The sequence below is a fragment of the Massilia solisilvae genome (assembly GCF_024753215.1).
GTDB classification, from domain to species: Bacteria; Pseudomonadota; Gammaproteobacteria; order Burkholderiales; family Burkholderiaceae_D; genus Telluria; species Telluria solisilvae.
Genome location: NZ_JANUGV010000013.1, coordinates 16024 through 33815, shown reverse-complemented (window position 1 = coordinate 33815; position 17792 = coordinate 16024). Strand labels below are relative to the sequence as shown.

General features: G+C 67.7%; 16 protein-coding genes. 12 read left to right on the top strand and 4 right to left on the bottom strand.

Annotated features, from left to right (window positions below; genetic code table 11):
* Positions 1 to 27 precede the first annotated feature (27 nt).
* Complete coding sequence (locus tag NX773_RS23230) at positions 28 to 1017, top strand: LLM class flavin-dependent oxidoreductase (RefSeq protein WP_258858607.1); 990 nt, start codon at positions 28 to 30, stop codon at positions 1015 to 1017.
* An 85-nt stretch (positions 1018 to 1102) separates the two neighbouring features.
* On the opposite strand, the gene NX773_RS23225 is transcribed toward NX773_RS23230, so the two are convergent.
* The gene (locus NX773_RS23225; RefSeq protein WP_258858606.1) at positions 1103 to 1693 is read right to left on the bottom strand and encodes an isochorismatase family protein; all 591 of its coding nucleotides are present in this window, start codon (positions 1691 to 1693) and stop codon (positions 1103 to 1105) included.
* A gap of 129 nt (positions 1694 to 1822) precedes the next feature.
* Between NX773_RS23225 and NX773_RS23220 the strand changes: the two genes are divergently transcribed.
* Positions 1823 to 3529, top strand: a complete 1707-nt coding sequence (locus NX773_RS23220; RefSeq protein WP_258858605.1) for a M1 family metallopeptidase — start codon at positions 1823 to 1825, stop codon at positions 3527 to 3529.
* Positions 3530 to 3664: 135 nt separating this feature from the next.
* Here the strand turns inward: NX773_RS23220 and NX773_RS23215 are convergent, their stop codons facing one another.
* Both NX773_RS23215 and NX773_RS23210 read right to left on the bottom strand, forming a co-directional pair.
* Positions 3665 to 6436 (bottom strand): M16 family metallopeptidase, encoded by a 2772-nt coding sequence (locus NX773_RS23215; protein ID WP_258858604.1) that lies wholly within the window; start codon positions 6434 to 6436, stop codon positions 3665 to 3667.
* Positions 6437 to 6593: 157 nt separating this feature from the next.
* Positions 6594 to 8300, bottom strand: a complete 1707-nt coding sequence (locus NX773_RS23210) for an ArnT family glycosyltransferase (RefSeq protein WP_258858603.1) — start codon at positions 8298 to 8300, stop codon at positions 6594 to 6596.
* 319 nt (positions 8301 to 8619) lie between these two features.
* Here NX773_RS23210 and mepK point away from each other — a divergent pair, with 319 nt between their 5' ends.
* The 9 genes from mepK (at position 8620) to NX773_RS23165 (ending at position 16017) form a co-directional block, all read left to right on the top strand.
* Positions 8620 to 9180 (top strand): peptidoglycan L,D-endopeptidase MepK, encoded by a 561-nt coding sequence (gene mepK, locus NX773_RS23205; RefSeq protein WP_258858602.1) that lies wholly within the window; start codon positions 8620 to 8622, stop codon positions 9178 to 9180.
* 3 nt (positions 9181 to 9183) lie between these two features.
* Positions 9184 to 9981, top strand: a complete 798-nt coding sequence (locus NX773_RS23200) for a hypothetical protein (RefSeq protein ID WP_258858601.1) — start codon at positions 9184 to 9186, stop codon at positions 9979 to 9981.
* On the top strand, positions 9978 to 10277 hold the full coding sequence (locus NX773_RS23195) for a hypothetical protein (protein ID WP_258858600.1): 300 nt from the start codon (positions 9978 to 9980) through the stop codon (positions 10275 to 10277). Before NX773_RS23200 ends, NX773_RS23195 begins: the two co-directional genes overlap by 4 nt.
* Before the next feature lie 100 nt (positions 10278 to 10377).
* Positions 10378 to 11682 (top strand): M20/M25/M40 family metallo-hydrolase, encoded by a 1305-nt coding sequence (locus NX773_RS23190; RefSeq protein WP_258858599.1) that lies wholly within the window; start codon positions 10378 to 10380, stop codon positions 11680 to 11682.
* Positions 11683 to 11761: 79 nt separating this feature from the next.
* Positions 11762 to 13234, top strand: a complete 1473-nt coding sequence (locus tag NX773_RS23185; RefSeq protein ID WP_258858598.1) for a PQQ-dependent sugar dehydrogenase — start codon at positions 11762 to 11764, stop codon at positions 13232 to 13234.
* 9 nt (positions 13235 to 13243) lie between these two features.
* Positions 13244 to 13684 carry a thioesterase family protein gene (locus NX773_RS23180; RefSeq protein ID WP_258858597.1) on the top strand — a complete coding sequence of 147 codons (441 nt, stop codon included), beginning with the start codon at positions 13244 to 13246 and terminating at the stop codon, positions 13682 to 13684.
* 120 nt (positions 13685 to 13804) lie between these two features.
* Positions 13805 to 14398: an RNA polymerase sigma factor gene (locus NX773_RS23175; protein ID WP_258858596.1), complete on the top strand. Its 594-nt coding sequence runs from the start codon at positions 13805 to 13807 to the stop codon at positions 14396 to 14398.
* Positions 14399 to 14419: 21 nt separating this feature from the next.
* The gene (locus tag NX773_RS23170; RefSeq protein ID WP_258858595.1) at positions 14420 to 14953 is read left to right on the top strand and encodes a hypothetical protein; all 534 of its coding nucleotides are present in this window, start codon (positions 14420 to 14422) and stop codon (positions 14951 to 14953) included.
* Positions 14950 to 16017, top strand: a complete 1068-nt coding sequence (locus NX773_RS23165) for a hypothetical protein (protein WP_258858594.1) — start codon at positions 14950 to 14952, stop codon at positions 16015 to 16017. The genes NX773_RS23170 and NX773_RS23165 overlap by 4 nt, the downstream gene beginning before the upstream one ends.
* Positions 16018 to 16243: 226 nt before the next feature.
* Here NX773_RS23165 and NX773_RS23160 read toward each other — a convergent pair whose 3' ends face one another.
* On the bottom strand, positions 16244 to 16729 hold the full coding sequence (locus NX773_RS23160) for a DUF3016 domain-containing protein (protein WP_258858593.1): 486 nt from the start codon (positions 16727 to 16729) through the stop codon (positions 16244 to 16246).
* A gap of 155 nt (positions 16730 to 16884) precedes the next feature.
* On the opposite strand from NX773_RS23160, the gene NX773_RS23155 reads away from it, so the two are divergent.
* The gene (locus tag NX773_RS23155; RefSeq protein ID WP_258858592.1) at positions 16885 to 17637 is read left to right on the top strand and encodes a DNA-formamidopyrimidine glycosylase family protein; all 753 of its coding nucleotides are present in this window, start codon (positions 16885 to 16887) and stop codon (positions 17635 to 17637) included.
* The last annotated feature ends 155 nt before the right edge of the window (positions 17638 to 17792 follow it).

Below are 17792 nucleotides of genomic sequence, written 5' to 3'. Positions count from 1 at the left end.
AAAAAAGGTTCGGCGTATCATGCGGCCATGATTCCATTTTCGATACTTGACCTTGCCCCGATTACCGAGGGCAGCGACGCCGCACAATCCTTCCGCAACTCCGTTGACCTTGCCCAGCATGGCGAACGCTGGGGCTTCCACCGCTTCTGGCTGGCCGAACACCACGGCATGCCGGGCATCGCCAGCGCCGCCACCGCGGTGCTGATTGCCCATGTCGCCGGCCACACCTCGCGCATCCGCGTGGGCGCCGGCGGCATCATGTTGCCGAACCACTCGCCGCTGGTCATCGCCGAACAGTTCGGCACGCTCGAATCGCTGTTCCCCGGCCGCATCGACCTGGGGCTGGGACGCGCGCCGGGGTCCGACCACGTGACGGCGCGCGCGCTGCGCCGCAATCTCGCGTCCGACGCCGACGAGTTCCCGCAGGACGTGATGGAGCTGATGGACTACTTCGCCGACTCGCCGCGCCGCCAGGTGCGCGCTGTGCCGGGCGCGGGACTGCAGGTGCCGGTCTGGATTCTCGGCTCGAGCCTGTTCGGCGCGCAGCTGGCCGCCGCGCTTGGCCTGCCGTATGCGTTCGCCTCGCACTTTGCGCCGCAGATGATGATGCAGGCGATCGACCTCTACCGCGCGACCTTCCGGCCATCGGCGCAGCTGGACAAGCCGCATGTGATGCTGGGCTTTAACGTGTTTGCGGGCGAAAGCGACGACGAGGCGCAGTTCCTCGCAAGCTCGATGCAGCAGGCGTTCGTCAACCTGCGCAGCGGTCGGCCGACGCGGCTCAAGCCGCCGGTGGAGGGCTACCTCGAGCAGCTGGGGCCGGCCGAGCGGGCGATGCTGGACCAGGTGCTGTCGTGCTCGGCCATCGGCGCGCGCGACACGGTGGCGGCCCAGGTCCAGGCCTTCATCGAGCGCACTGGGGCGGACGAGCTGATGGTCACTTCCCAGATCTTCGACCACGGCAAGCGGCTGCGGTCGTACGAGATCACGGCTGGCATCCATTCGAGCCTGGGTTGAACGCGTGGGCAGACGAGCTGCCCACCCTACCGGCAGCGCAGGTTTAACGTAGGGTGGGCAGCTCGGCCCACGCGTTCAACAGGCGCTAGGCTTCACCGGTTCCCGCCTGCAGTGTCTTGATCAGGTGCGCGGTCGAGCGTACGCGCCCCATCGCGCGGAACAGGTTCTGGCACGCGAAATTGTGCGCGTCCGCATGCATGCTGCTCATCGCGTCTTCGGCAAACACCAGCTCGTAGCCGCGGTCGAACGCCTCGCGCGCGGTCGATTCGACCCCGTAGTTGGTGGCGATGCCAGCCATGATGATGGTCCTGACCTGGCGCCGCCGCAGCAGCTGGTCGAGCGCGGTGCCGTAGAACGCGCCCCACTGGCGCTTGGCGATCACGATGTCGGTCGCTTCGACGCCGGCCTCGGGCACCAGTTGCGATGCTTCCGGCGGCGGGGCGGGCGTCCCGGGAGGACGCAACGGCGCGTCGGCCGGCCGCGCCAGCATGTCGTTCACCAGCACGTGCACGTACACGACCAGGCTGCCACGGTTGCGCATCTGCTGCGCAAGCAGCACACAGTTGCCCACCACCTGCTCGCCTGAATACGGCGCCAGCGCGCGTTCCACCGTGCTGTGCTGAAGGTCGATCATGACCAGCGCGGTGCGCGCCAGGTCGAACGAGATATCTTCCATTGCATCCTCCCTCGCGCGCAGTATTCCCGATCCGGGCGGCACCCGGCGCACGCGCGTTTTTCCTTGCCGTTGTGATAAATTTCTTCGCTTCATTATCTGACCGGGGACCGGCCACGCCGTCAATACGCCATGAACAAGAGCCTTATCGCCTGCGCCTGCCTGCTGCTGGCCGGCTGCGCCACGCAGCAGCCACCATTGTCCTCCACCACCGTCGAGTCCGGCCTGACGCGCGCGCCCGAACAGCTTGCCGTCGTGTTCGACAAGGCCGACCTGAAGCTGCGCATCGAGCCGGACACGCGCAGCATCCGCGGCGACGCCAGCCTGAGCTTCACCGCGCGCGAGCCGCTGGCGCGCATCGTGCTGGACCTGGACCGCAACCTGCCGGTCGATGCGGTGGAGGTGGACGGGCAAGCGCTGCCGGCCGCCAGCTACGGCAATCCCGAGGGGCGGCTGGCGGTGCAGCTGCCGCACGCGGTGGAAGCCGGCGCGCAGGTCAAGGTACGCGTGCTCTACCACGGGCGGCCGCACGTGGCCAAGCGCGCCCCATGGGACGGTGGCTTCGTGTGGTCGAAGACGCCGGACGGGCAGCCGTGGGTCGCCAGCGCCGTCGAGGGCGAGGGCTGCGACCTGTTCTGGCCCTGCATCGATCACCCGATGGGCAAGGCCAAGGTGGTAGAGGAACACTTCACGGTCCCCGCGCCGCTGGTGGTGGCGGGCAATGGCACGCCGCTGGGCATGGACGAAGCCGACGGCTGGCGCACATACCACTGGCGTGCGAAGAACCCGAGCACCTACGGCATCTCGGTGAACGTGGCACCGTACGCGCTGCTGACCGGCGAATATGCAAGCCGCTATGGCAACAAGATTCCGCTGGCCTTCTATTATCTGCCGCAGAACGAAGCGAAGGCACGGGAGCTGTTCCGCGAGTTTCCGCTGATGCTGGATTTCTTCGAGAGCGTGATCGGGCCCTACCCGTTCGGCGACGAAAAGATGGGCGTGGCCGAGACGCCGCATCTGGGAATGGAGCACCAGACCATCAATGCCTACGGCAACAAGTACGCGAAGAGCGAGTACGGCTACGACTGGCTGCTGCAGCACGAGTTCGCGCACGAGTGGTTCGGCAACCAGATCACCAACCAGGACTGGGACGACATGTGGCTGCACGAGGGTCTGGGCAGCTACATGCAGCCGCTGTACCTGCAGTACCTGCGCGGCGACCAGGAATATTTCGCGAGCTTGATGGACCAACGCAAGCAGATCACGAACAAGGCGCCGATCGTGGCCGGCAAGCACAAGACCGAGGAGGACGTGTACGACGAGAAGCGCGGCGGACCGGGCCTGGACATCTATTACAAGGGCTCGCTGGTGATGCACACACTGCGCCACCTGATCGGCGACGAGGCGTTTTTCCGCACCGTGCGCAGCGTCGTGTACGGCACCGCCGAGCCGCGGCCCGGCAACTTCCAACCGCGCTTTGGCACGACCGCGGAATTCATCGCGGCGGCGAACCAGGCGACGGGACGCGATCTGGGCTGGTTCTTCCAGGCCTATTTGTACCAGGCGGGGCTGCCGGAACTGCAGGCGCAACGGCGCGGTGCGCGACTCGAGCTGGCGTGGAAGACGGCTGGCGGCACGCCGTTCCCGATGCCGGTCGAGGTGCGGGTTGGCAAGCAGTTGGTGACGGTGCAGATGGATGGTGGCAAAGGCAGCGTGGAACTGCCGGAAGGCGCGACCTACACGCTGGACCCGCACTCGAAGATCCTGCGGCGCGAGGAGCATACCGAGGCGTACCAGGCCTGGAAGAAGGCGCAGGCGAAGGCGAAGACTGGAAGCTGACCGCTCCCCTCGCCGCCGTCGTCCCGGCGCAGGCGGGGACCCATAGACCGCTTTCAGAGACCGCGGCATCGGCATGCCAGCTCAGCATGGGTCCCCGCCTTCGCGGGGACGACGTGCATATGGCGCCTGGCCACTTCACTTCACCAGGTTCCCATCCACGTCAATCTGGTGCACTTCACCCAGGTTGAGCTCGCGGACGCCGGGTTCGATCTTTGACAGATCCCCCACCACCACCCAGATCAGCCGGTTCGGCATCACCGAGCGCACCGCCAGCGCGTTGGCCTGCTCGGGCGTGAGCGCCAGTGCTTTCTCGGTCAGCGTGTTGTAGTAGTCCTCCGGCAGCTGGTACTGCAGGATGGTCTGGTAGGCGCCGGCCAGCTGGCTGGTGGTCTCGAACGATCCCGGCAGGCGCAGCGTTTCGTTGTCCTGCGCGGCCTTGAGCTCGGCCGCCGTGATCGGTTTGGCGCCGGCGATGCCGGTGTATTCCTTGACCAGCTCCTGCAGCGCGTCACGCGTCTTGTCGGTCTGCACCGGCGACACGCTCAGGAACGGGCGCTGCCCCACCGCCGACGCGATCTGCGTGCCCACGCCGTAGGACCAGTGCTTGTCCTCGCGCAGGTTCATGTTCAGGCGCGCGCTGAAGGTGCCGCCAAAGACGTTGTTGACGAGCTGCAGCGGCACGGCTTCCGGGTTGTTGCGCGGCGGCGCGAGCTGGGCGCCGATGATCACGCTTTGCAGCGCGCCGGGACGGTCCATCAGGTACACCACCGTTTTGGTCGGCTGGCCGACTTGCGCCACGTTCTTCTTCGGTACCTCGGACGGCTTCCAGCTGGCGAAGGACTTCTCCAGCAGCGGCTTGAGCTCGGCCAGGGTGGTGTCGCCGACGACCAGCAGCGTGGCGTTGTTGGGGCGGAACCAGGTCTGGTGGTACTTGACCATGTCCTCGCGCGTCATGCGCCGCACGGCGTCTTCGGTGCCGGTGCCGGTGAACGGCAGCGCGTAGGCGTGGCCCTTGCCGTACAGGAGCGAGGGCAGCACGCGCAGCGCCATCTGCTGCGGGTTGGCTTTCTCGCGCGCGATGGTGGCCAGCCGGTCCTTCTGCAGGCGCGCGAACTCGTTCTGCGGGAAGGCCGGGTGCAGCAGCAGGTCGGCGTACAGGTCGAGCGCGCGCGGCATGGTCGCCTTGAGCGCGTTCATGTTGACGAAGGCGCCGTCCAGGTTGGTGCCGGTGTTGAAGCTCGCGCCCAGCGATTCGAGTTCCTCGCTGATTTTCAACGACGAGCGGGTCGGCGTGCCCTCTTCCAGCATGCGCAGCGCCAGGCTGGCCACGCCGGGCATCGACGGCGCGTCGGAGGCGTAGCCGCTGTCAACGAGCAGCGAGAAATTGACCACCGGCGCGGTGTGGCGTTCGGCCACCACCACCTTCAGGCCGTTGGACAAGGTCGTCTTTTGCATCGGCGGCAGGCGCAGCGACTCGGGCTTGCCCAGCGCCGGCTCCTTGCTGCGGTCGAGTTTGGCGGTGGTGGCAAGATTGGCCGGGTACGGGTCCACCTGCAGCACGTAGTCGCCGTCGGCCAGCCAGTCGTTCATCGCCTTTTTCACCTGCGCCGGCGTGGCCGCCTTGATGCGCTCCAGGTAGGTCTTGTAGCACTCCGGGTTGCCGGTGAAGGTGGTGCAGCTGGCCAGCAGGTCGCTCTTGCCGCCAAAGCCGCCGACGCGCTCGACGATGCGGGTGTAGCGCGCCAGGATCGCGGTCTTGGCCAACTGCAGCTCGCTGTCGGTCGGGCCGGATTTCAGCATGGCGCGCAGTTCCTCGTCGGCGGCCTGTTCCATCTTGCGCGCGTCGGCGCCGGGGCGCGCGGTCAGCGTCAGGTCGAACTGGCCGGCGATCTCGCTCGAGTCGTCGCTGGCGCTGGCCGAGGTGGCGGTCTGGTCCTTGTACACCAGGCGCTTGTACAGGCGGCTGGTCTTGCCGCCGCCCAGCACATGCGCGGCCAGGTCGAGCAAGGGCTCTTCCGGGGTGTTGGCGCCGGGGACGTTCCAGACGCGGTAGATGCGCGCCTGCGGCACGCGGTCCTGCACCACGCTGCGGTGGCTGCCGCTGCGCTTGGCCACCCAGGCTTGCTGGCGCGCCAGCGGCGGGCCGGCCGGGATGTCACCGAAATATTTCTCGACCTTCTGGCGCGCCACCTCGGGCGTGATGTCGCCGGCCAGCACCAGCACCACGTTGTTGGGGCCGTAGTTGGTCTTGAACCAGTCGGTCACGTCGGTCATTGACGCGGCATCGAGGTCGGCCATCGAGCCGATCACGGTCCACGAATACGGGTGGCCGGCGGGCCAGGTGTTCTCGGTCAGCAGCTGGTAGGCCACGCCATAGGGCTGGTTCTCGCGCTGACGCTTTTCGTTCTGCACCACGCCACGCTGCAGGTCGAGCTTCTTCTGGTCGAGCACACCCAGCAGGCTGCCCATGCGGTCGCTTTCGGCGAACAGCGCGTAGTCGAGCATGGAGGTGGGCACGTTCTCGAAATAGTTGGTGCGGTCGGTGTTGGTGGTGCCGTTCAGGTCGGTGGCGCCGATGTGCTCCATCGCCGTGATGTAGGTCTTGTTGAAGTGCTCGCTGCCGGAAAACATCAGGTGCTCGAACAGGTGCGCAAAGCCGGTCTTGCCCGGCTTTTCGTTCTTCGAGCCGACGTGGTACCAGGTGTTGACCGCCACCACCGGCGACTTGTGGTCCTCGTGCACCAGCACCGTCAGGCCGTTCTTGAGCACGAACCTGGTGTACGCGATGTCGGGGATCGGGATGTCGTTCGAAGCGGGCTTGGCAGCCGCGGCGCCGCAGGCCGGCTGGGCTGCACAGGCCAGGGCCAGGGCAAGGGCCGCGAGCGCGCGGCGGACGGGAAAGTGCATGTCTCCTCCAGTTGAAGTCGCCAATGAACCATCGGCGGCGCGATGCCGCCTGCCGGATGGTCATTATTGCAACCAACTTTTTGGAAACCCAACAACAATCGCCAGCCCGTGATGCTCCCGTTAAAGTAACGCAACACTCTGATGCGCCACGCATACGCTAGCGCGCATCGAACAGCACCATCTTCTCGCCGACCCATTCCGCGCGCCAGCGGCCGGGCCCGGCAAGGGCCAGGAATTCATCGGCGCGCCCGGCCTGCACCACCACCGCCACCGGGCCGCGCGCGCGCGCGCGCCGGAACTCGTCGATGGTCAGGCAGCGCGCCACGCCATGGCGGGCGCAGCCGAACTGCAGGTCCCGGCTGGCACTGTCCACCAGCGGCACCGGCTGCCCGAGGTAGAACGGCAAGGTGGAGAAGGTGTCCTCGAAATCGCGGTAGATGAACACCGACCGCGGCCCGCCCTCGTGGCCGGCCAGGATGCGCGCGACGTACACGCTGCTGTCGCGCGCGCCACGCTCGCCCGCCACCTGGCACAGCGGCACCAGCGCGGCCGCCGACAGCAGGGCGACGGCGAGCAGCGCCAGTTCGCGCGCGCGGGCGGTGCGCAGCCGCAGGAACAGGCTGCGCCCAAAGATCGCCAGGCCCAGCGCGGCGGCGCCCAGCATGGCCAGCACCGGCGGCGGCACGCTGCCGCTGAACGCGCCCGGCGCGGCAAACAGCGCCAGCGCGGCAAGTCCGAGCGACACGCCCCAGCAGGCCGCCACCAGCCGGTCCGGTGCGGCCAGGCGCTGCGCCAGCTCGATGCCCAGCCACAGCGCCAGCCCCGGCAGTGCGACCATCAGGTAGTAGTCGGCCTTGGCGGCGGACAGCGAAAAGAACAGCAGCGGGAACAGCGTCGCCGCCTGGCAAAAGCGCACGATGGCGCCGTTGGCGCCGGGACTGGCGGGCCGCGCCGGCGCGAGCAGCAGCAGGAACGGCGTCCACGGCGCCAGCATCAGCAGCAGGCGCGGCAGGTAGAACCAGAGCGGGCCGTGGTGGTAATCGTCGGGCTGGCGCTGGCCGAGAAAACGCAGCACATGTTCGTTGATGAAATAGAACCAGGCAAACCCCGGCTGCATCCACGCGGCGGCAAGGTGCCAGACCCCGGCAACGAGCAACAGGATGGCGATTGCGGCCGGGTCGAACAGGCGGCGCCAGCCCTGGCGGTCGCGCAGGAGCAACAGGAACAAGGCCACCGTGCCGCCAGCCAGCGCCAGCGCCACCCCGCCCTTGTCCAGCACGGCCAATGCCAGCAGGAAGGCGGCCCACCGCAGCGCCTTGCGGCTGTGCACCAGGTAGCTGTGCAGGTAGCACAGGAGACTGCCGCCCAGCAATGCCGTGAGCAGCGGGTCGAACAGCACGACGTGCGCCACCAGCGCCACCGGCAGTGCGCTGGCCGCGCCGACGCTGGCGAACACGCCGGCGCGCGCGTGGCCGTGCATGCGGGCAAACTGGAACAGGCCCGCGCACAGCGCCAGCATGGACCCGGCCGAGACCAGCCGCGCCGCCGCCGGCGTTGGCCCCAGCAGCTTCATGGACAGGGCGCACAGCCAGTAGAGCAGCGGCGGCTTTTCGATGTAGGGCACGCCGTTCAGGTGCGGCACGACGTAGTTGCCCGTCTCCAGCATTTCGCGCGCGATCTCGGCGTACAGGCCTTCGTTGTTGTCGCGCAGGGGGAACGCGTCCAGCCCGTGAAGGAAGAAGAATGCGGGCAGCAGCAGGGCCACGGCCACATGGACGCTGCCGGCGGAAAGGCCCGGCAGCGCGAACGTGGCCGGCAGCGCGACAGCCCCGCCCTCGCGCAGCCGCTGCGAGGCCGTGAACATTCTCAACATCCACTTGCGAAACATGGTCGCTCCCGTTCGCCTGTTCCGCGCGCAATGGCACGTCAACGGCGCGGACTGCCTCATCATCGGGGTGGGGGCGAGCAAGTCAGCAGAGGTAGATCAAACGCCCTCGACATCTGCCGCAAGGCGTACCGGGAGCCGCCGGGTGGCCGCGATTGCGTAAGATTCGCACGACGTTTCCTGAACGGCTAGCAGCGCAGAACGCCCGCCGTTACTGAAGAAAAACAAAAGCGCCGCCTGCAGAATTTGGCTGCGAGGCGTATCATGGGAGATTGCTGAACCCGCGTGAGGAAGTACTATGAATCAACGCCGTTCCTTTTTGAAAAGTTCCGTCGTGATGGCGTCCGCGCTGGGCCTGCCTGCCCTGGCGCGCGCGGCCGACGTCACCGCTGCCGCCGCAGCCACCGCCGCCGAGAACGAGCGCACGCTTCGTTTCTACAACACGCACACCGGCGAAAGCCTGCGCACCATTTTCTGGGCAGAGGGCCAGTTCATCCCTGATGCCTTGCAAGACATTAACAAGCTGCTGCGCGACCACCGCAACAACCAGATCGCCCAGATCGACCCGCAGCTGCTGCTGCTGCTCGACAAGGTCAGCGCCCAGTTCGGCTCGCAAAACGTGCTGCACGTCATTTCCGGTTATCGCTCGCCGGCCACCAACGCCATGCTGCACGAACACAGCAACGGCGTGGCCAAGCACAGCATGCACATGGAAGGCCGGGCCATCGACATCCGCATGCCCGGCCAGGACCTGGCGCACCTGCGCAAGGCCGCCATGCTGCTTCGCGGCGGCGGCGTCGGCTATTACCCGGACTCGCAGTTCGTCCACATGGATACCGGGCGGGTCCGCTACTGGTAAGCCATGCGCAGGCTGGCTTGCCTGATTCCCCTGTTCCTGGCGGCGCCCGCACACGCGCAGGAAACACCTGCGCCGGTCGCCACCGTCACTGTCACCCAGACGCGTGACCCGGTCGACAAGTCCTACCGAAAAATGATCGACGGCATGGATCGCTTCGAGCACGACCATGCGCTGGCGCCCCAGGCCACGCTGCGGTTCCAGCTGTTGCCACGGACGCCTGGCGTGGACATGCTCGGCATCACGCTGCGCGTGGTGGGCGACCACATCTCGATCCCGGTGCCGGTGGCGCCGGACAATACCTTCGTCCTGCCGCGCAATGCGCAGGCGCTGCGCGAGGACGCCGCCGTCATCGCCAACCGCAAGACCACCAGCATGACCTGGCGCGCGCGCATCAATACCCCCGGCCTGCCGCCAGGCACGCGCCGGCTGGGCGACCTGCGCCTGGAATGCCGGGTCGGCATGGACGCCGGCCTGGTGTCGAACAGCTCGCCGCTGTTCGGCTGGCTGGCGAACGCGATCACCGGGACCGAGCGCGTGTGCAACAGCCCGGAAGGCAACTACCTGTTCTTTGCCGAGCGCCCGCTGTTTTCCGTGACGCTGCGTGCCGGGGCGCGCAGCGAGGTGCTGCCGTTCAAGATGCTGTACGCCGGCGGCGAGCAGACGCGCGACATGCTGCCCTACTGCGATTGCCAGGTACTGGTGGACCGCACGTATTATGTCCCGATCTGGGACCGCGGCTGGCCCGACGACACGCTGGTCGAGTTCGAGTACATGGACGACCCGCCGGGAGCGCGCCCATGACACGCCTGTTCGCCTTGTGCGCAGCTGTGTTGCTGGCCGGCTGCGCCAGCGCCCCTCTCCCGGGATCCGTGGCGCGCGAGGACCTGGCCGCACGGGTGGTGCCGGGGCAGACCACCAAGCCCGAACTGCTGGCCACGCTGGGCAAGACCAGGACCGTGGTGTTCGACAGCCGGTTCGAGGCCTGGCTGTATGAAATCCCGGCAGGTGCGGGGCGCTACACCGAATTCGTGATCCTGCTCGACCCGCAGGGCGTGGTCAGGAAGACCCGCCGCGGACCGACCAGTACCGTGCAGTAGCTGTCATTACGCCGGGAACCCACATCCCCGCCGGTAATCTTTTTCCAATTTGCAATGAAGTAGTAAAGTGCACTCTTCACCTTTCACGGAAGAGTCAACTATGCACGTCAAGCCTGGCCTGGCGCTCGCCGCCGCGGCGATTCTCTGCACCAACCTGGCGGCGGCCGCCGAACTGTCTCCCGTCGAACAGCGCATCGTTGCCGAAATCAAGGCCCACAGCCCGCAGGCGCTGGACCTGCTGCGCCAAGCCGCGAGCATCAACAGCGGCACCCTGAACCTGAAGGGCGTGCGCGACGTCGGCGCCGTGTTCCGCCGCCAGTTCGACGAGCTCGGCTTCAGGACGGAATGGATCGAGATGCCGCCCGAGATGGGCCGCGCCGGCCACCTGGTGGCCACCCGCAGCGGCAGCCAGGGCAAGCGCCTGTTGCTGCTCGGCCACCTGGACACCGTGTTCGAGCCGGACAGCAAGGTGCCCACCTGGCAGCCGGAGAGCGCCGAGGTGGTGCGCGGCCAGGGCGTGTCCGACATGAAGGGCGGCGACGTGGCCATCATCGAGGCGCTGCGCGCGCTCAAGCAGGTAGGCGCGCTGGACAACACGACGATCTCGGTGATGTTCACCGGCGACGAGGAAGAGGCCGGCAACCCGAAGGAAATCTCGCGCCGCGACATGGTGGCACTGGCCAAGCGCAGCGACATTGCGCTGGGCTACGAGGGCATGGTGGGCGACCGCAACGGCCAGCCGCGCGCCACAGTCGGGCGCCGCGCCACCGCCTCGTTCGAGCTCGAGGTCAAGGGACGGCAGGGCCACTCCTCCAGCGTGTTCGGCGGGGGCGGCTACGGCGCAGTGTACGAGGCCGCCCGCATCCTGGACGGCTTCCGCCAGCAGGTCGTCGAACCGGGCCTGACCTTCAACCCGGGCGTGATCCTGGGCGGCACCGAGGTCGCCTTCGACGAGGCCAATTCGCGCGGCAGCGCCTTCGGCAAGACCAACGTGATCGCCAACACGGTCACCGTCAAGGGCGACCTGCGCTACCTCGACTACGGCCAGCGCGACCGCGCCCAGGCCAGAATGCGCGAGATCGTCACCCAGAGCCTGCCGGGCGCCAGCGCCAGCATCAGTTTTCGCGATTCCTATCCGCCGATGGCAGTCACGCCGGGCAACCTGAAGCTGCTCGACGCCTACTCGCAGGCCAGCAGCGACGCCGGCCTGGGCAGCGTGGGCGCGGTGCCGCCCGAGGCGCGCGGCGCGGGCGACATCCAGTTCGTGGCGCCGCTGGTGGACAGCCTGGACGGGCTGGGCGCAAGCGGCGCCGGCGCCCACTCGCCGGAGGAAAGGCTGGACGTGGGTTCGATCGAGCGCGCGGCGATCCGCAGCGCAATCCTGATCTATCGCCTGACTCGCTGACCCGCATCAAACGGCCGGCCAGCCGTGCGCGCGGCCCCGGCTGGCACAATGGCGCCTCGATTCGACAGGAGGGGTTGCCATGCCGGCTGGCCGCTTGCGCATGTGGGTGCTGCTGTGCGTCGCGCTGTGCGCCGCCGTGCTTGCGGCAGGCTGCGGCGGCGGTGGCGGCAGCCCGGGCCTCACCAGCGGCAGCAGCGGCGGCGCGTCCGCCACCACCGGCACGCTGGCGGTGGACATCAGCACGCCCGGCGGCGTGGCCGGCAGCCTTCAGGTATCCGGCCCCAACAATTTCGCGCGCGCCCTCACCCAGTCTGCCACGCTGGCGGGGCTGGCTCCCGGCAACTACACCATTGCGGCGGCCGGCATCGCGGTCGGCGCCACGCAGTACATGCCGCTGCCGGCCAGCCAGACGGTCACGGTGGCGGCGGGCGCCCTTGCCACCGCCACGGTCAGCTACGCGGCGCGCGCGCTGTCGCTCGGCCTGACCGAGGTGGCAAGCGGCCTGGACCGCCCCGTGTTCCTTGCCGCGCCCGATGGCGACAGCCGCCAGTTCATCGTGCTGCGCGGCGGGCGCATTCTCGTCATGCAGGGCGGCGCGCTGCTGCCGCAGCCCTTCCTCGACATCGGCGCCAGCGTCTTCACCGCCGGCGAAGGCGGCCTGCTTTCGGTCGCGTTCGACCCGGGCTACGCCGGCAATGGCTACTTCTACGTCTACTACACTGACCAGCAACAGAACATCGTCATCGAACGATTCCATGCCCAGCCAGGGGCAAGCGTGGCCGACCCGGCGTCCGGCCTCGTGATCCTGCGCGTGGCGCACCAGCAGTACGCCAACCACTATGGCGGGCTGCTCGCCTTCGGCGCGGACGGGCTGCTGTACATCGGCACCGGCGACGGCGGCGGCGAGGGCGATCCGCTGGGCAACGGGCGCAACGCCGATTCCCTGCTGGCCAAGATGCTGCGCATCGACGTGCGCCACGCCAGCGCCGGCGCTCCGTACGCGATTCCCCCGTCCAACCCGTTCGTCGGGCAGGCGCACAAGCGCGCCGAAATCTGGGCCAGCGGGCTGCGCAACCCCTGGCGCTTCGCCCTGGACGGCGCCCGTATCTACATTGCCGACGTGGGGCAGGACCAGCGCGAAGAAGTCGATATCGCCGACACCGCCCAGGGCGGGCTCGACTTCGGCTGGAACCTCATGGAAGGCACGCTATGCCTGAAGGACGGCTGCGACCGCACCGGGCTGACGCTGCCGGCGCTCGAGTACGGCCATGGCGATGCGGCCGGCGGCGCCTGCGCCATCGTCGGCGGCTTCGTATACCGTGGCGCGGCGCTGGCCGAGCTGGCCGGGCGCTACTTCTACTCCGACTACTGCGCCGGCTTCCTCAAGAGCCTGTACTTTGCCGGCGGCGCCGTGATCGAGCAGCGCAGCTGGCCGTTGCCGGCGATCGGCGCCGTGGTGTCGTTCGGGCGCGACGGCCAGGGCGAGCTGTACCTGGTGGCGGCCAGCGGCAGCATCTACAAAATCGGGCGCAGCTTCGCACCGAAGAGTTAGAATTTAGGCATGGCACGTTTACAACTCGACTTCCCCGAAGACCAATGGTATTACTCGACACCGCTGACGGTGCGGGTAACTGACATCAATGCCGCCAACCACCTCGGCAACGATTCGATGATCTCGATGATTTCCGAGGCGCGGGCGCGCTTCCTGTTCGAATACGGCGTGGCCGAAACCGAGCGTGACGGCACCGGCATCATCGTGACCGACCTGGCCACCACCTACCGGGCCGAGGCGCACGCGCGCGACCAGCTGCTGTTCGAGGTCGGCGTGATGGACTTCAACAAGTACGGCGGCGACATCATCTTTCGCGTCACCCGCCCGCGCGACAAGACACTGGTCGCCATGGCCAAGTCCGGTTTCGTCTTCTACAACTACAAGACCAGCCAGGTTGTCGCCATGCCCGACGACTTCCGCGCCAAGTTCGACCGCGTGAACTGGCTCTGACCAGGCGTTCTCGCCCCCTCCCCCGTCCTGTGCGCCGCCGTCCCCGGTGGCGCCCCCTCGCGTTCAAAAAATCTGGAACTTTTTGAACGCGGCGGTGGAATATGGTTAAAGATGACAACCATGACCACCGCCAACACTCATTCGGACAGCGACCTGCTGCGCCAGGCCAGGAACGGCACCGCCGAGGCCTTCGCCGCCCTGTACCGGCGCCACCAGGGGCCGCTGTACCGCTACGCCCTGTTGCGCTGCGGCTCGCCGGATACGGCCGCCGACATCGTGCAGGAGGCTTTCATGGGATTGTTGACGGGGCGGCTCCAGTTCGACCCGCTGCGCGGCCAGTTGCAGCACTTCCTGTTCGGGGTGGCGCGGACGCTGGCCCTGAAGCAGGACTCGGGGCGCTCACGCCTGCTGTCGCTGGTGGCGCAAGAGGACGAGGACGGCGAGGACGGGTTCGAGATGGCCAGCGAGGACGCCGAGCCGCTCGAGCGCCTGCTGGAGAACGAGGCGGCCGAGGAGGTGCGGCGCGCGCTGGCCCAGCTGGCCCCGCACTACCGCGACGTGGTGATCTTGTATGAATTGCACGACCTGTCTTACGTGGAAATTGCCAACGTCTGCCAGGTCGACATCGGCACCGTGCGCTCGCGCCTGTCGCGTGGCCGCGCCGCGCTGGCAAAACGCCTGACCGCGCTGCGGCCGGCCGCCAACGCCGCCTGAGGGCGGCCGTGGAGAAAGACAATGACTGACGAGGATATGAACAATTCGATCCTGGCTTCACCGTTCGCCGCCCTGCGCGCCGAACTGGCCGGCCACGACACCCCGCCCGGGGTGGAACAGGAACTGATGCGGGCCTTTGCGCACAGCTTCCCGCCGCGCCGCCGCTGGTACCAGCGCCTCTCCGAGCCGCGCTTTAGCATCGGCGGCAGCCTGGCCAGCGTGGCGCTGGTGGTGCTGGTGTTCGCCCTGTCGCCGGGCCGCGTGCCGGTGGATGCGTCGCCGGCCCTGCCGCCGGCCGCCGCCACGATGGCCCAGGCCAGCCGCGACGACCGTGCCTTCATTGCGCTGGAGTCGCTGGAGCGGATCCAGCGCGAACCGGCGCCGCGCCTGGTGCAGACGCAGGTGCCGCGCACCACGCTGGCCCCGCTCGGCGTGACGATCACCCCGGAAAACGCCGGCGACTCGGTCAAGGCCGAAATGCTGGTGAGCGCGGACGGCGAGCCACTCGCCCTGCGCCTGACTTCACTTGACGACGAAACACGAGGAGCCCCATGAACACAAACAAACTGATCCTGGCCGCCAGCCTGGCCGGGCTGTGCCTGCCCGCCCTGTCGGCCGAGCTGGAAGTCGCCGACCAGGCGGCCCCGGCGGCCAGGCCGGCGCCGGCCCGCACCGAGCGGATGCAGGTCGAGGTCATGCGCGAAGCCCCGCGCCGGACCGTCAAGAACGCGCCCTACAGCGCCGAGATGGTCACCGAGCGCGTCCAGGTGCTGGCCGACGGCAACCAGATCACGCACAAGAGCGTCACCATGAGCTACCGTGACAGCGCCGGCCGGGCCCGTTACGAGACCCGCGACGCCAAGGGCGAGCTGGCCAGCATCTCGATCCACGACCCGGCCGAGGGCGTGACCTGGGCGCTGAACCCGCGTGACAAGACCGCCACCAAGTTCAAGACCTCCGGCATGGGTCCGGGCGCGCTCGCCGCCCGCATTGCGGCCGAGGCGGCCCGCAGCGCGGCCCAGGCCAACCGTGCTTCTGCCGAAGCCAACCGTGCAGCTGCCGAGGCAGCGCGCGCCGGGGCCGAGGCCGGGCGCGCCGCGGCGGAAGCGGCGCGCGTCCATGTGGAAGAGCTGCGCAAGGAAGGCGTGCTTCCCGAAGGCCAGGCCGGCGGCCATGCGGTCACGGTGCGGCGCTTCGAGGTGCCCGGCCGCGAGGGCAAGGCGGCCGGCGCCAGCCCGGTCCACATCCAGGTCACGCCCGCCCTGGTGGAAGCGTTCTCGGACCGCAGCTGGTCGGCCAACGCCAGCAACAAGGACCTGGGCACGCGCGACTTCGACGGCGTCAAGGCGCAGGGCAAGCTGCGCAGCTACGAGATCCCGGCCGGCGCGATCGGCAACAGCAAGCCGATCGTCGTCTCGGACGAGACCTGGTACGCGCCGGACCTGCAGGTGACGGTGTCGACCCGCCACAGCGATCCGCGTTCGGGCGAGGTGCTGTTCCACCTCGACAAAATCAAGCGTGAGGAGCCGGCCGCCGCCCTGTTCAGCGTGCCGTCCGACTACACCGTCAAGGATCTCAGCCAGCCGGGCAAACCGGGCGCGCAGCCGAAGGCGCCGTAGGCGATACCAGTGAACCCTAAGGGAGCGTGCGGGCCTGTCCCGCTTTTGACAGCCCGGCACCTGGTGCCGGGCTCTTTTTCTTCCCGGCAGACCAGGTAGGGTGGGCAGCTCGTCTGCCCACGCGTCCAACGAAGGCATGCGTTACCACGGCGCTAACCTGGCTTGAACGCGTGGGCGGGAAACCCGCCCACCCTACGCCCACACAACGCCGCGGCGCCAGCGCCGGTCAGCGCCTGGGCAGGAAGGTCTTGTTGAACCAGTCGTCGATCATCTGCTTTTCAAAGCGCAGCGTATCGCCGTCCGAGAAGCGGTTGTTGCGTTGCATGTACATCATGTCGGACAGCTCGGCGTCGCCGCTAGCCAGCACCTGCCCGCCCGCTTCGAGCCGGTAGCGCAGGCGCATGCGCGGCCAGTCGGCGCCGCCCCTGAGCACACGCAAATTTTGGCCGCGCATGTTCGGATAAATGCGGCCGGCCAGGTCGATATCCAGCACTTCGATCGTCAGGTTCTGGTCCGCCGGCAGTTGCTTGCCCAGCTTCTGGAAGTGCTCGGTCAGGTCCTTGAGCACGTTCTCCCGTTCCCACGGCTCGAACGGCATGTCGGCGAACTTGCCCGGTTCGATGTAGTTCACTGTCACCTCGGCGGCCAGCGCGCCGCCGGCAGAAAGCAGGCAGAGGCCCGCGAGAGCAAGCTGTCGCATCAGCGGTTTCATGGTGGAGTCCTTTCTGTTCCTGATCTCATGACAAATATACGCCGCTTTGGCCACCGCCGTCTGCTGCCCCGCCGTCCACTTTTGTATCGAAATGTTAGTCTCCGAACATGATTTTCGGCAGGAGCGCGCCACAATCGGGCCAAGGGAGGTGAGCCGTGCCGGAAGGTCCGTCGCTGGTGATTCTGAAGGAACAGTCGCGCCGCTTCGTCGGCCAGCGCATCGTGCACGCCGAGGGCAACACCTGGGCGATCGACAAGGCACGCCTGGTCGGCCAGCCGATCGTGTCGCTGCGCACCTGGGGCAAGCATTTCCTGATCGAGCTGCCCGAGCTGGTGCTGCGCATCCATTTCCTGCTGTTCGGCAGTTACCGCGTGGACGAACGGCGTGACCGGCCCGCACGGCTGGGCCTGGCAATGGAGGATGGCGGCGAGCTCAACTTCTACGCCTGCTCGGTGAAGGTGCTGGAGGGCGAGCTCGACCATCTGTACGACTGGAGCGCGGACGTGATGTCCGACCAGTGGGACCCGGCGCGCGCCCGCAAGAAGCTGCGCGCGGCGCCCGGCATGCTGGCCTGCGACGCCCTGCTCGACCAGGACATCTTTTCCGGGGTGGGCAACATCATCAAGAACGAGGTGCTGTTCCGCATCCGCGTCCACCCGCTCTCGACCGTGGGCGCCCTGCCCGCGCCCAAGCTGCGCGCGCTGGTCGAGCAGGCCCGCACCTACAGCTTCGAGTTCCTCGAGTGGAAGAAACAATTCGTTCTCAAGCAACACTGGCTGGCGCACACCAAATCGATCTGCCCGCGCTGCCACATCCCCTTCCACAAGGCCAACCTCGGCCACAGCCGGCGGCGCAGCTTCTATTGCGAACGCTGCCAGAAGCGCTATAACCCGCCCCGGGTGGACTGAGAATTACAAAAAGATATTGAACAAACGCGACCGAGGCGCGGTGGCGGCATGGCGTGACGCGATTCTGCAAAAATGCAACAGTGTTTCCTGTTGTTAATGATATCTGGTCATACTACAATCAAATTGTTACGCGGCACTCATGCGGGCTGCATTAC

Coding starts and splice junctions, on each gene's coding strand:
- NX773_RS23230 (WP_258858607.1), top strand. CDS start 28: ATGATTCCATTTTCGATACTTGACCTTGCCCCGATTACCGAGGGCAGC.
- NX773_RS23225 (WP_258858606.1), bottom strand. CDS start 1,693: ATGGAAGATATCTCGTTCGACCTGGCGCGCACCGCGCTGGTCATGATC.
- NX773_RS23220 (WP_258858605.1), top strand. CDS start 1,823: ATGAACAAGAGCCTTATCGCCTGCGCCTGCCTGCTGCTGGCCGGCTGC.
- NX773_RS23215 (WP_258858604.1), bottom strand. CDS start 6,436: ATGCACTTTCCCGTCCGCCGCGCGCTCGCGGCCCTTGCCCTGGCCCTG.
- NX773_RS23210 (WP_258858603.1), bottom strand. CDS start 8,300: ATGTTCACGGCCTCGCAGCGGCTGCGCGAGGGCGGGGCTGTCGCGCTG.
- mepK (WP_258858602.1), top strand. CDS start 8,620: ATGAATCAACGCCGTTCCTTTTTGAAAAGTTCCGTCGTGATGGCGTCC.
- NX773_RS23200 (WP_258858601.1), top strand. CDS start 9,184: ATGCGCAGGCTGGCTTGCCTGATTCCCCTGTTCCTGGCGGCGCCCGCA.
- NX773_RS23195 (WP_258858600.1), top strand. CDS start 9,978: ATGACACGCCTGTTCGCCTTGTGCGCAGCTGTGTTGCTGGCCGGCTGC.
- NX773_RS23190 (WP_258858599.1), top strand. CDS start 10,378: ATGCACGTCAAGCCTGGCCTGGCGCTCGCCGCCGCGGCGATTCTCTGC.
- NX773_RS23185 (WP_258858598.1), top strand. CDS start 11,762: ATGCCGGCTGGCCGCTTGCGCATGTGGGTGCTGCTGTGCGTCGCGCTG.
- NX773_RS23180 (WP_258858597.1), top strand. CDS start 13,244: ATGGCACGTTTACAACTCGACTTCCCCGAAGACCAATGGTATTACTCG.
- NX773_RS23175 (WP_258858596.1), top strand. CDS start 13,805: ATGACCACCGCCAACACTCATTCGGACAGCGACCTGCTGCGCCAGGCC.
- NX773_RS23170 (WP_258858595.1), top strand. CDS start 14,420: ATGACTGACGAGGATATGAACAATTCGATCCTGGCTTCACCGTTCGCC.
- NX773_RS23165 (WP_258858594.1), top strand. CDS start 14,950: ATGAACACAAACAAACTGATCCTGGCCGCCAGCCTGGCCGGGCTGTGC.
- NX773_RS23160 (WP_258858593.1), bottom strand. CDS start 16,729: ATGAAACCGCTGATGCGACAGCTTGCTCTCGCGGGCCTCTGCCTGCTT.